Here is a 13165-nt window from a genome sequence, read left to right on the forward strand (position 1 = left end):
TAAATAGGTGCGTCTGTGTTTATTGTGCAATACAGTAAAAAGGTGCAGCACGATACTACAAAGTTTTTTTCTCAGCTTAGTTTTTCTAACTCTTCTAGGATGCATCTTCATATTATGTCGATGCATACTTCTCCGTTAGATCAGCCTGGCACCGCGGATGCTGGTGGAATGAATGTGTATATTCTTCGTTCTCTTCAGGCGTTGTTGAAGCTGTATCCGAACTTGTCGGTGGAGGTTTTTACGTTAGATACTTCTTCTTCTCCTTCAGAGTCAGTGCAGGTATCTGAATTTTTACCTCGGACACTTATACATAACGTTCGTGTGGATTCTGCTGTAGGCGCAGCAAAAGAACAGCTTCCATTAATCGTCGATGATTTTGCAATGGCTGTATCTCGTTCAGCGGTAAAAAAACCTGATGTGGTGCATTCTCATTATTGGCTCTCAGGTATGTGTGTTCTTTCTTTGCGAGAGATTACATGGAAGGATTATTCTGTGCCGTGGGTACACACCATGCACACAACCGCCGCCGCTAAGGATGCTCGTTCTGGGCAGGGTGAAGATCGTGAACCTCAGGCGCGGTACGAGGGTGAGCAGAAGATATGTCGAGAAGTTACATCTTTGGTGGTTAACACTGTTGATGAAGCTCAGCAGATGGTGCGTTGGTATGGGGTGCAGAAAGAGAAGGTTGTCGTCATCCCTCCGGGTGTTGATACTCATGTTTTTCATGACGTAGTACCATCTCGCCGTGCTCATGAGGGTTCTTCTTCTCAATGTTTTCTGGTCTTTGCAGGACGTCCTCAACCGTTAAAGGGTGTGCATATTTTGGTGGAGGCGCTTGCTCTTTTACCTCCTGATATATCTATAAGGTGTGCTTTTATCGGGCAGGGTAGCTCTGAGTATCATCGACAGCTTGTCTCTCGTGCCCAAGAGCTAGGTGTGGATGAGTGTATTGATTTTTATCCTTCATTTCCTCCAGAAAAGTTGGCGGAGTTTTTCCGTCAGGCGGATATTGTAGCGGTTCCTTCCTCTTCTGAGACTTTCGGTTTGGTGGCGTTAGAGGCTCAAGCCTGTGGTGCTGCGGTTTTAGCAAGTGATGTTGATGGTCTCAGAAGCGCTGTTGCAGATGGCGTTAGTGGAGTGTTGGTTGCTTCGCGCACTCCTGAGGCGTGGGCGTTTGCTTTAGAGCGGATGGTTCGTTCGCCACAACGTAGGCGTTTATTGGGGCACAATGGTGTTCAACGTGCGAGGGTGAAAACATGGGAGCATAGTGCAGAAGATATGCTTAGCTTGTATAGAACTCTTATGAGTTTGGCGTAGAAAAGTTTCTGTTTTGTCGAAGGAGCGCAATATGTATCCTCAGGGTGTTGGTGTTCAACGTTTTACGATGTCTGATGATGAGTTTATGGCGTATTTAGATGCCTCTAAAATTACGGGTGAGGTTGCGACTCCTCGAGAGAATAATCTCAGCCATGTTCAGGGGTTTATTGACGGTAATGAACATTTAGGGTTTGGTGTGAAATGGACTCGCTCTTGGACGTATGACGATGTTTTTGAGGTGATGACTCGTCGAGTGGGCATCGTAGATGACCCGCAGTATCGTACAGGTCAAGATACTATTAGCGCTCGTTTGTGTGTTGAGGCGTTGCGCCGTTATGCTCGTATTTTTGGTGCTGCGGTCCGTGAGAAGAAGTCGCTTCTTTTCGCGACGGGGCACCCAGCTGGGCTGTTTCCGATTTATGCGCAGATGGCATATGCGGCTCGTTCTCGTGGGGCGCAGGTTCTGAGTATTCGCGAGGGTGAACGGTTTTTAGATGGGGATCTTCGCCAGATTTTTGATGTCGTTGTTTTTGAGCAGTATGGGGGGCTTCAGCATACGCATTTTCCTGGGCCTATGTCTCTTGCGTTGTCTCAATTATCTGAGCGTAGTGTTGTGCCTGATCTGGTCATTGCAGATCACGGTTTAGCAGGTTTTGCGGCTTCTGCTGGTATTGACACTATTGGTATTGCTGATTGTAATGATCCGGGGCTTTTCGTTTCTGCTGAACAAGGTCATATTTTGGAGGTTGTTCCAATGGATGACAATGTTACTCCACATTTATATACCCCTGTTATAGAGTTTATTCTCACAGAAGCGGGGCTTATCTAAGCGTCAGTTCATCATGTTTGTGTCTATTTACCTTAATGAGATTCATTCTTTAAGGAAATTTTGTCCACATTTATCCTTCTTCTTGATGTGATATGCCTGTTTACTGCACCTATAGGATTATCATGGGGGAAGCGCAATAACGTCAGATAGCGTATTATTCACATACTGATGTTTTACTAGGAGATACAAATTTTTAGGGGTGTCTCTTAGGTCTTTATGTTAGGGAAATATTCGGGGGAATCTTCAGGTGGCTAGCAATACCATCATTAAACAACGTTGGTCAGAAAACCGCGGTCTTAAAACCTGGCAACCTAAAGTTGTTGCGGCCTTATATCTCTGCGATGCTCTGGTGATTACGTTCACCATCATTTTTTCACATATTGTGAGTTTTGGTTTCAATAACGCTGAAGTGCTCGGTCGTTTTGATGCGTCGTGGAATTATACTGCTACGGGTTTTGTTCTTGCCATTTTATGGTTTATCACACTTGATATCTCTAATTCTCGCAATATCCGGTATCTAGGACAAGGAACCGATGAGTATCGTCTAGTTTTCAAAGCTACTACCTATTTCTTCTGCGGCTTAGCTATTTTTTCGTACATGACGAAGGTAGATTTTGCCCGCACCTATATTTTTATAGCCTATCCTCTAGGGGTCGGACTACTATTAGCTGCTCGATGGAGTCTACGTCGCTACCTCGTTCATTGGCGTCGACGCGGACGTGCTCTCACCCGTGTTTTGGTGATTTCGGATACCGAGTCTGGTAAACATCTTTACGATATTTTGACAGAAGCTCAACTTTCAGGTTTAAATCCGGTTGCTTTTTATCTACCTGGATATTCCGAAGGAAAAGTCATCTCCGATGTTGAAGCTCCAATTCTTGGTTATAGCACGGACTCCCAAGAAATTCTTAGAGTATGCGTGGAGAATAATATTCAAGCCGTTGCAGTATCTTCAGGGCATAGGCTCACCCCAAAGCAGTTGAGAACTTTGGGGTGGGATCTTGCGGCTTCTCATATTAAGCTTATTCTGGCCCCAGCCATGACTGATATCGCTGGACCGCGTATCCATACCCAGCCGCTTAACGGCGTTCCTCTGATTCACGTATCAACCCCTCGTATGGAGGGTTTCTCTGCCCTTGTTAAACGCACTATTGACATTGTGTGTTCTGCGTTAGGCCTTATTATTTTGGCTCCTTTACTGATTGTTGTCGGTATCATTATCAAGCTAGATGGAGGACCAATATTTTTCTTCCAAGAGCGAGTAGGATACCGTGGTGAGACGTTCAAGATGGCAAAGTTCCGTTCTATGGTGACCAACGCTGAGGAACTCAAAAAAGAGCTAGAAGGTCAGAATCAAGGAAATGGTGTCCTCTTCAAGATGGCGGACGATCCTCGTGTGACCAAAGTTGGAAAGTTCATCCGGAAATATTCCATCGACGAATTACCTCAACTATGGAATGTGCTTGTTGGTGACATGTCCTTGGTGGGGCCTCGTCCTCCATTGGAAACTGAGGTCAATCAGTATGAGGAAGAAGCATATCGCCGTCTACTAGTCAAACCAGGTATTACTGGTCTATGGCAGGTTTCTGGACGATCTGACCTCTCATGGGAAGAATCTATTCGCCTAGACCTATACTATGTTGAGAATTGGTCGATTATTGGTGACTTTATTATTCTCTTCCGCACCGTACGTGCAGTCTTTGCGAAAAAAGGCGCCTATTAGCATTCTTAATATCTTTAAAAAATTGGTGGGTTTCCAGAGCTGGAAACCCACCAATTTTTATTACCATCACAGAGGTATCACAGGAATGTCTCTGAAATAGCCTGCGCTATATATTCTGTCACTAGGCTAGGTGGTGTTGGACCCCCGTATTTGCTACTATGAACCTTCTGCGCTGCCTGATGATGAATTGCTACAGCGCTTGCGGTAACACGCAAAAAATCTACAGCTGACAACGATAATTCTTGTTCTCTGGCATGAGCCTGGTGTGTGGCAAGAAACGAACCGATAATTCCGCTTAGGGTGTCTCCACTTCCTGCTGTGGCTAGCCAACTATGGGGCGCTTGAAGAGCATAACCATGCTCATATTCGGAGTTAGCGATATAGCTAGTATGCCCTTTGAGAAGTACCGTTGCACCCGTTAGCTGAGCAGTGTACCTAGCCCAGTATCCGGGGTTTTTGAGAATCTCTTGTTGTGGTGGGACTTCTTGTGAGTTGTACTGATTCCACAAGGTTGGGTTAAGCGAAGCAATCCAAGTAAGCATTTGATGCAGTTCGCCAGCGTGAGGAGTCACAATACGAGGAGCCTGAGATGTACCGTTCAGGGCAATAGCTTGAGCAAAATAGGGTAACGCTTGAGCATCTAATACTGCTGGAATCGGTTCAGCAATGATTCGTTCGAGAAGTTCTTGTCGTTCTTCTCCTGTGGCGCCAGAACCTACACACCACGCGTCAGGGGTAGGCATCTTCTCACGGTCTGTAGTACATACAGCTTCTGGAACGTGTATATGTATAAGGACGTTGAGGGCTTCAGCCCCAAGGAAGCGCACCATACCCACCCCGCTGTATACCGCAGCTTTTGTGGTCAGCAATCCAGCACCAGGATATTCTGAGCTGCCTGCGACAATACCTAAAACTCCACGAGTGTATTTATGGTCAGAGGGGGTGGGCAGAAGTATATCGCTTTGGAGGTTTTCACGAGAATATGTTTTGTAGTATTCGTCTATGCCTGTTAAATAATCCATATCGACCGTCCATCCTTGAGATCTTTTGAAGTTACTCGGCGCTAGTTACTCTTTTTAAGATGTTCTATGGTTCTGAGAAGTTTTAGTTCTTCGGCGCTAAGATGTTCTGCTATCACCATAGCAGTGGCTATTGGTTCATCGTGGCTTAGCGTTATATGCCAGTGGTTGATAGATAATTTTTCGGCATAGGATTTGACCGTCCCCGACAGAAGCAGTTGAGGCTCTCCGCTAACGTTATTTACGATAGAGCAGTCTTTCCATGACAACCCTGATGGTGCCCCTAGAGCTTTTGCAACAGCTTCTTTAACAGCAAAACGTGCTGCCAGTGAGCGTATCGGTTTTTGCTGTTCTTCTTCGCTGAAGAGTCGCTGGCGTAATGCCGGTGTTTTATGGATTATTTTTTCGAATCGGTCGATATTGACAACGTCAATGCCTGTCCCAATAATCATCTACTACTCCCCCATACTTCACCCTAATAAGTCAGGGGGTGGAGAACCATTATTCATGGTTCTCCACCCCCCCCCTGAAGAATTCACCTCAACGGTACTACAAGGATTTTGTCCCGTTGATGGTTTGCGATTCTATTCCACTGTCACAGATTTTGCCAAGTTACGTGGCTGGTCAACGTCTAAGCCTTTAGCTCCGGCAAGTGCACATGCAAAGATTTGCAGTGGCACAGTTGCCAGTAGAGGCTGAAGGAGAGCTGGGCACTGAGGGTAGGTGATGACATGGTCAGAGTATGGGAGAACTGCGTCATCGCCTTCCTCTGCAATCACCAAGGTTACTGCGCCGCGTGCTCGTACTTCTTGGATGTTAGAGACAACTTTAGAGTGCAGAGAGTCTCGTCCACGAGGTGAAGGAACAACAACGAAAATAGGTTGTCCTTCTTCGACAAGAGCAATAGGTCCGTGTTTCAGCTCGCCGGCTGCGAAGCCTTCTGCATGGATGTAAGCAATCTCTTTGAGTTTAAGAGCGCCTTCAAGTGCCACGGGGAACCCGACGTGACGGCCGAGGAACAACACAGACTTAGCATCTTTCATGGAGATACCAAGGTCTTTGATTTGTTGTTCTTTAGTGAGAAGTTCTTGAATTTTCTCGGGCATCGCTTGCAACTCGCTCAAGACCTGCTGAATCTCATCTTTGTACATATTGCCACGAAGCTGAGCAAGGTAAAGACCTAGTAGGTAGGCTGCTGCAATTTGTGACAAGAACGCTTTCGTTGAAGCTACAGCAATTTCTGGTCCAGCGTGGGTATATAGTGCCGCGTCAGATTCACGTGGCAAGGTTGAGCCGGTGGTGTTGCAGATAGAGACAACTTTTGCGCCTTGTTCTTGTGCGTGTCGTACTGCCATCAGAGTATCCATCGTTTCCCCTGATTGTGAGAGAGAAACAACAAGGGTTTTCTCATTAACGATGGGGTCACGGTAACGGAACTCGTGTGCTAGTTCAACTTCTGTGGGGATACGGCACCAGTGTTCGATTGCGTAACGTGCCACCTGTCCAGCGTATGCAGCGGTACCGCATGCTACAACGATAATTTTATCGATAGAGCGAAGGATACTGTCATCAATCTTTAGTTCGTCGAGAGTAAGGTTTCCGTTTTCGTCAAAACGCCCCATAAGGGTGTCTCGTACAGCAGCTGGCTGTTCATGGATTTCTTTTTCCATGAAGGATTCGTATCCGCCTTTTTCTGCTGCGGCAGCATCCCACTCAATATCGAAAGGTTTACCTTCTGCGGGGTTTCCTTCGAAGTCGATAATGGAGTAATCATTTCCCGTGATGGTTACGATTTGATCCTGTCCCATTTCGACGGCACGCTTGGTGTAGTCGATAAAACCAGATACGTCAGAGCCGAGGAAGTTTTCGTTTTCGCCGAGTCCAATGACCAATGGTGAGTTACGACGAGTCGCTACTACGCGGTTAGGGAAGTCCGCGTGGATAGCAAGAATGGTGAAGGCACCTTCAAGCCTATTAGAGGCTTGGCGAATAGCTTCGGTGAGATCTTTTTCTTCGAGGTTGTTATAGATATCGGCAATGAGGTTTGCTGCGATTTCGGTGTCTGTTTCAGATAGGAACTGAACGCCTTTAGCGCTGAGTTCTCCACGAAGTTCTGCGAAGTTTTCGATAATGCCGTTGTGAACGATGGCTAAACGGTTGTTATCAACGACATGAGGGTGAGCGTTAGAGTCAGTGGGTCCGCCGTGGGTTGCCCAACGAGTGTGTCCAATGCCGATATGAGAATCTGCAATGGGGTTTTCTTCGACCTCTTGGATGAGGTTAACTAGTTTTCCTGCTTTTTTACGGAACTCGATGCCTGCATCGCCGATGACAGCAATACCGGCGGAGTCGTATCCGCGGTATTCTTGACGACGGAGCCCTTCAAGGACAACATCATATGAGTTGTGATCAAATTTTTTACCGTCTGGGGTAGAACCCAGACCAACATATCCTACAATTCCACACATACAGCTAATACTACCTGAGAACCGTGAAAATTTTAGGTGTGTGCCACGCGCAGTGTTGGACACTCATTGTTCTTTTATCTTCTGACACGTTCTTGCTAAAGCCCTTATATTGGAGTTTTTCTAGGTGAAGAGAACTAAAATATGTTCAATGAGCTCAGCCCCTTTATTATCGCGACACTCACCGTTTATAGAATTAGATCGTGCCACGTGGTCGCGTCTTTCCTCAGAAATTGAGGTTCCACTTAGCGAATCTGAAATTGAACAATTACGCGGGTTGGGAGAAACTCTTGATGTCGAAGAAGTGCGTAATGTGTATCTTCCGTTGTCTCGCTTATTGAATCTGTATGCCAATTCCACCGCATCTATTAATCGTATGACCAATGATTTTCTTGGGTTATCACAGCGTCGTGTTCCTTTTATTATCGGGGTTGCAGGTTCTGTAGCAGCTGGTAAGTCAACCACCGCACGCCTACTTCAAGCATTGCTTAGCCGTTGGCCTTCTACACCAGATGTTCAGCTTATTACAACAGATGGATTCCTCTATCCCAATGCTGAACTTGAACGCCGTGGAATTATGGCGCGTAAAGGTTTTCCAGAGTCTTATGACCGTCGGACACTTTTGCGTTTTATTGCTGATGTAAAGTCTGGTGTTCCTCAAGTGAGTGCACCAAAGTATTCACATCTATTCTACGACATCATTCCTGATGAAAAAATTGAGGTAACCTCGCCTGACGTTTTAATCGTGGAGGGGCTTAACGTCTTGGCTCCACCTAAATTACGAGGTCAAAGCCAAGCAGCATTGTCATTGAGCGATTTCTTTGATTTTTCTATTTATGTTGATGCTCGAACAAGCGACATTGAACGCTGGTATATTGATCGTTTTTTATCGTTGCGTGATCATGCTTTTCAAAATCCAGATTCATATTTTAATCGTTATGCAGACCTTTCAGATGATGAAGCAATAAAAATTGCAACATCAATTTGGAGGAGCATTAATGAACCTAACCTCTTAGAAAATGTTCGTCCGACAAGAGCACGTGCAAAGCTGATTCTTTCTAAAGGAGCAGATCATAGTATTTCTCGTGTGCTCTTGAGAAAGAATTAATGTTGATGACAGGCTCTCGTTCTTTTGACCGTCGATGGTTTTTATCGGCTGCGGCAGCTCTTCCTTTATGCTCATGTACCTCTCATATTGAACAGGCTCAAGAGCATAAAGAATCATCTCAACGGGGTCAATTGAGGCAAAAACCCACGGTAGGTTCAGACCCGGTAGAGTCGCCACAGGTGGAGGAGCCTTCGTTGAAGGCAGAGTCTTCAGACGATCATTTTCAGTCCGATTCTTTATCTGTTCTCGTGAACAAGCACCACCCGCTTGAACCGATTCACTATCATCCACAGGATTTGGTATCTTTTGGGCCAGTACTACTACGTGCAGAAGCTGCTGAACACGCTCAGGCGCTGTTTCTCGAGGCAACACGGCAGGGGCTATCCCCTACAGCGTTGAGTGGCTACCGATCATATGAAGACCAAGTTAACACCTACAAGCATTGGGTCAACACATACGGTAAGGAACAAGCTGATACTGCCTCTGCTCGTCCTGGGTATTCAGAACATCAAACAGGTTTGGCTCTTGATATTGGTTCAGCCTCAGGAGGCTGCAATCTTGCAGTGTGTTTTTCTCAAACTCCCGAAGCTCAATGGTTTGCTCGTCAAGCTCACCGTTTTGGCTTTATTCTGCGTTTTCCGTATTGGAAGCATGAGCTTACTGGCTATTTCTATGAGTCATGGCATTTTCGATATATCGGGGCTGCTGAGGCTCAACGATACTATCAATCTCACGCTGATTGTTTAGAAACATTTTGGGGTTTTGGTCCGGCTCCTACATACCTCTAAATGAACAAAACTAATATTTTTTTCAAAAAGTAGGATAGGTCAATATCCCATGTCACACCATGTGATGAAATACACCATTTTCAAGAGAAAATATCTTTTCTAAACGTTCAAATTAGTTCAGGACAAAGATACTCTTATATACATGCTTAATGGATTTAAAGATTTTATTACCCGTGGCAATGTCGTCGACCTCGCAGTAGGTCTTATCATCGGCACCGCCTTCACCGCAGTTATCACCGCACTAGTTGAATCTGTCATCATGCCTGCAATCGCAATGCTTGTTGGCTCCCCCAGCTTCGACGATTTCCTCGTATTCGGCGAAATCAAGATTGGTGTATTCCTCACCGCAGTCGTGAACTTCCTCCTCATCGCAGCAGCTGTTTACTTCGCAATCGTTACCCCCATCAACAAGATGAACGAACGTCGCGCAGCTAAAATTGCAGCTGGTGAAGAAGAAGCAGAAGAAGTTGATCCTCAGATCGTTCTTCTCAAGGAAATCCGCGACGCTCTTTCCAAGTAACCTTTATTGAACTAACACAATAAAATACTTAAAAGTTACTCCCCATATCTTGTACGAGATATGGGGAGTAACTTTTTCCCTTTTTCCTTTTGTGCATCAGAACCGTCTGAGGTTCTAATGCATATAGGGGATTCTTATCTATGATGTGTTAGAGAAGAATCCCCTTGCCACTTACAAACCCAGTTCTCGTTTGACGATATCAGCTAAATAGGCTGCTAAACGATCAGCAGTCTCTTGCTCCGAGGCTTCTACCATGACACGAACCAAAGGTTCCGTTCCCGATGCGCGGAGCAAGACACGGCCAGTTTCACCGAGCTCCGCTTCAACCTCTGCAATAGCTTGTTGAAGCTTCTCACAGGTTGCAACACCATCACGGTCGACTCCCGGAACATTAATCAGGCATTGAGGAGTTGCCTTCATGCGGCTAGCCAGTTCTGAGAGCGGAAGGCCTGTACGAACAATTTCTGCGGCAAGTTGCAGACCGGTGAGTACGCCGTCACCGGTAGTTGCATAATCACTCATAATGACATGCCCAGATTGTTCGCCGCCAAGGTTGTATCCTTGAGCGTTCATCGCTTCAAGAACATATCGGTCGCCTACAGAAGTACGCTCCAATTTGATACCTTGTTCTCGGAGATATAGTTCAAGTCCCAAAGAACTCATCACTGTTGCAACGAGGGTGCTATCTTTAAGCTTTCCAGCCTCATTCATCGCTACCGCAATGATTGACATGATTTTATCGCCGTCAACAAGGTTGCCTTGTTCGTCTACTGCGATGCAACGATCAGCGTCACCATCATGGGCAACACCAAGATCCGCTCCATGTTTAACGACCATCTCCTGAAGCTTTTCTGGGTGAGTAGAACCAACACCATTGTTGATGTTAGTTCCGTCAGGAGCGGCAGCAACAACCTCGATATCAGCACCTAATATGCGGAAAGCATCTGGCGAAACACCTGAGGCTGCACCGTTTGCGCAGTCGAGGACAACTTTCAGACCGTTGAGGCGTTGATGGCCAGGAATGGTCGAAAGCAAGTGCGTCACGTACCGGTCTTCACCGTCGGTGAGAGGACGAATACGCCCCACTTCCCCACCGGTGGGGTACCTAAACTCTTTGGAGCGGTATAGCGCTTCAATCTCATCTTCGATGGCATCATCGAGCTTCTTGCCGCCTCGAGCAAGGAATTTAATCCCATTATCTTCAGCAGGATTATGTGAAGCTGAAATCATCACACCAAAGTCTGAACCTGTAGCCCCAACCAAATATGCTGCTGCTGGCGTGGGAACTAAACCAGCATCCCACACATCAACACCAGAGGCAGCAAAACCAGCCATCATCGCAGATCCGATGAACTCACCGCTAATGCGGGAATCATGGGCGATAAGTGCCTTGGGTCGGGTACCTTTTTCTACCGTATTGAACCCTAATACGATGGAGGCAGCCTGCGCGAGCTCTAGAGCCATACTTGGCGTAATGAGCTCATTCGCTAGACCGCGTACACCGTCGGTTCCAAATAATCTTTTCGACATCACTGGCTATTCTACGCCTTTTAGTCTAATTATCCTCGTCTTTGAGAATTGGAAATCCTTCTGGATTTTCAGGGTCTTCATCATCAAAGACTGCAGAGGCAGGACCAATAATCAAAGAATCAACGTTACCAACAACATCTTTATCTTTATTGGGGTAATCAAATTGGCTCAAGACATGACGCATTGCCTCAAGTCGGGCACGTTTTTTATCATTAGATTTAATAACGGTCCATGGAGCATCACCGGTGTCTGTATAGAAGAACATTGCTTCTTTTGCTTCAGTGTAGGCATCCCATTTGTCCAAAGAGGCTAAATCTGTAGGTGAGAGTTTCCACTGACGAACCGGATCGGTACGACGAGAGTTGAAGCGAGCTAGCTGTTCTGCACGAGTCACTGAGAACCAGAATTTGATGAGTTTAATACCAGAATTCACAAGCATACGCTCTAAATCTGGTACTTCACGCATAAATTCGTAGTACTGCTGCGAGCTACAGTAGCCCATAACACGCTCAACTCCTGCACGGTTGTACCAGGAGCGGTCCATCATCACGATTTCTCCACCGGCAGGAAGGTGGGCAATATAGCGTTGGAAATACCATTGGGTTTGTTCTATTTCGGTGGGTTTCTCTAGCGCCACAACCCGTGACCCGCGAGGGTTAAGATGTTCGGTAAAACGCTTAATGGATCCACCTTTACCGGCAGCATCTCGGCCTTCAAAGATGATGAGGATTTTTTGTCCGGTTTCTTTAACCCACAATTGTAATTTCAAAAGCTCAATTTGCAGGGCTCTCTTCTCACGTTCGTATTCTTTACGTGAAAGTTTTTTATCGTAAGGGTAACCCTTTTTCCATGCATCAGAGTCACTACTTTGACCTGAAAGTTTCTTCGTCAATGAAGCAATTTCATCTAGCTCAGCTGAATAGTCTTCAACGACAGAAACGCGACGTACCTCTTTTTTCAAAGCAGCTTTAATAGCTTCTTTCTGGTGAGTATCGCTTCCTGAAACTGAAGGTTTTTCAACCTTAGCTTCGGTGTTCTCGTTGTTTCCATTGGTAGCTACCATAGCTGCCCTCTCCGTTGAGTTTCTTTTGGTTCCATTCATATTCTAAAGAGCTTTAGAACTGAGACACAGTGTTACTGGCATATACACCCTAATTAGCGGGTGTGTTGGATGAACCAGCACACCCTTTCCATCCTACTCTGCTATCTTGAGGCAAAGGATTTTTGCTCATAAAATGAAATCAATGGTGAAGAACAATTCCGATACCAGAAAATATATGCTTTGAATACGCCAAAGGCAGGATCTCCTCTTTGGGAGATCCTGCCTTTGAACAGTGTAGAGCTCGAATGCTCTCGTTGCGAAGATTAACGCTTGGAGAACTGTGAAGCTTTACGTGCCTTCTTAAGACCTGCCTTCTTACGTTCGATAACGCGTGCGTCACGGGTAAGGAAGCCAGCCTTCTTCAAGGTAGGACGGTTGTTCTCAACATCGATTTCGTTCAATGCACGTGAGATACCTAGACGCAAAGCACCTGCCTGACCGGAAGGTCCACCACCGTGGATACGTGCGATGACGTCGTATGCGCCTTCAAGTTCAAGAATCTTGAAAGGTTCGTTAACCTCTTGCTGGTGCAATTTGTTAGGGAAGTAGTTCTCGAGTGCGCGACCGTTAATGGTCCACTGGCCGGTGCCAGGTACAACGCGAACACGAGCAACTGCTGCCTTACGGCGACCAACTGCTGCACCTGCAACGGTAAGCGCTGGGCGGGATGCTTTTGCCTCTTCTGCTACGGGAGCGGAAGATTCAGAAGTGTAGCTGGTTAGCTCTTCTTCTACTACGATCTGCTCTTCATTCTGAGCCACGAT

Annotated in this window: 12 protein-coding genes; 6 read left to right on the forward strand and 6 right to left on the reverse strand. The window is 46.2% G+C overall.

Annotated elements, in window-relative coordinates; genetic code table 11:
• The first annotated feature begins 114 nt into the window (after nt 1-114).
• From ACN084_RS00810 to ACN084_RS00820, 3 genes are all read left to right on the forward strand, one after another.
• Complete coding sequence (locus ACN084_RS00810; RefSeq protein ID WP_419105605.1) at nt 115-1317, forward strand: glycosyltransferase; 1203 nt, start codon at nt 115-117, stop codon at nt 1315-1317.
• A 31-nt stretch (nt 1318-1348) separates the two neighbouring features.
• Nucleotides 1349-2146: a phosphatase gene (locus ACN084_RS00815; protein ID WP_419105606.1), complete on the forward strand. Its 798-nt coding sequence runs from the start codon at nt 1349-1351 to the stop codon at nt 2144-2146.
• Between the two features lie 247 nt (nt 2147-2393).
• Nucleotides 2394-3869, forward strand: coding sequence for a sugar transferase (locus tag ACN084_RS00820; RefSeq protein WP_419105607.1), 1476 nt, complete (start codon nt 2394-2396; stop codon nt 3867-3869).
• A 77-nt stretch (nt 3870-3946) separates the two neighbouring features.
• On the opposite strand, the gene ACN084_RS00825 is transcribed toward ACN084_RS00820, so the two are convergent.
• The 3 genes from ACN084_RS00825 to glmS all read right to left on the reverse strand — a co-directional run bounded on the left by ACN084_RS00825 (nt 3947) and on the right by glmS (nt 7356).
• Nucleotides 3947-4891: an ADP-dependent NAD(P)H-hydrate dehydratase gene (locus ACN084_RS00825; protein ID WP_419105608.1), complete on the reverse strand. Its 945-nt coding sequence runs from the start codon at nt 4889-4891 to the stop codon at nt 3947-3949.
• A 41-nt stretch (nt 4892-4932) separates the two neighbouring features.
• Nucleotides 4933-5340 (reverse strand): holo-ACP synthase, encoded by a 408-nt coding sequence (locus ACN084_RS00830; protein WP_419105609.1) that lies wholly within the window; start codon nt 5338-5340, stop codon nt 4933-4935.
• A 132-nt stretch (nt 5341-5472) separates the two neighbouring features.
• The gene (gene glmS / locus ACN084_RS00835) at nt 5473-7356 is read right to left on the reverse strand and encodes a glutamine--fructose-6-phosphate transaminase (isomerizing) (RefSeq protein WP_419105610.1); all 1884 of its coding nucleotides are present in this window, start codon (nt 7354-7356) and stop codon (nt 5473-5475) included.
• Nucleotides 7357-7504: 148 nt separating this feature from the next.
• Between glmS and coaA the strand changes: the two genes are divergently transcribed.
• From coaA to mscL, 3 genes are all read left to right on the forward strand, one after another.
• Nucleotides 7505-8461: a type I pantothenate kinase gene (gene coaA / locus ACN084_RS00840; RefSeq protein WP_419105611.1), complete on the forward strand. Its 957-nt coding sequence runs from the start codon at nt 7505-7507 to the stop codon at nt 8459-8461.
• A 5-nt stretch (nt 8462-8466) separates the two neighbouring features.
• Nucleotides 8467-9249 (forward strand): M15 family metallopeptidase, encoded by a 783-nt coding sequence (locus ACN084_RS00845; protein WP_419105612.1) that lies wholly within the window; start codon nt 8467-8469, stop codon nt 9247-9249.
• Nucleotides 9250-9391: 142 nt separating this feature from the next.
• Nucleotides 9392-9769, forward strand: a complete 378-nt coding sequence (mscL, locus tag ACN084_RS00850; RefSeq protein WP_419100838.1) for a large conductance mechanosensitive channel protein MscL — start codon at nt 9392-9394, stop codon at nt 9767-9769.
• A 171-nt stretch (nt 9770-9940) separates the two neighbouring features.
• Here mscL and glmM read toward each other — a convergent pair whose 3' ends face one another.
• The 3 genes from glmM to rpsI form a co-directional block, all read right to left on the reverse strand.
• On the reverse strand, nt 9941-11299 hold the full coding sequence (glmM, locus tag ACN084_RS00855; RefSeq protein ID WP_419105613.1) for a phosphoglucosamine mutase: 1359 nt from the start codon (nt 11297-11299) through the stop codon (nt 9941-9943).
• A 25-nt stretch (nt 11300-11324) separates the two neighbouring features.
• The gene (gene ppk2, locus ACN084_RS00860) at nt 11325-12362 is read right to left on the reverse strand and encodes a polyphosphate kinase 2 (RefSeq protein ID WP_419105614.1); all 1038 of its coding nucleotides are present in this window, start codon (nt 12360-12362) and stop codon (nt 11325-11327) included.
• A 302-nt stretch (nt 12363-12664) separates the two neighbouring features.
• Entirely contained in the window at nt 12665-13162 is a 498-nt protein-coding gene (gene rpsI / locus ACN084_RS00865) for a 30S ribosomal protein S9 (protein ID WP_419100841.1), read from the reverse strand.
• Nucleotides 13163-13165 lie beyond the last annotated feature (3 nt).

Origin of the sequence: Rothia sp. P7208 (assembly GCF_048512915.1) — a bacterium.
Lineage (GTDB): Bacteria > Actinomycetota > Actinomycetes > Actinomycetales > Micrococcaceae > Rothia.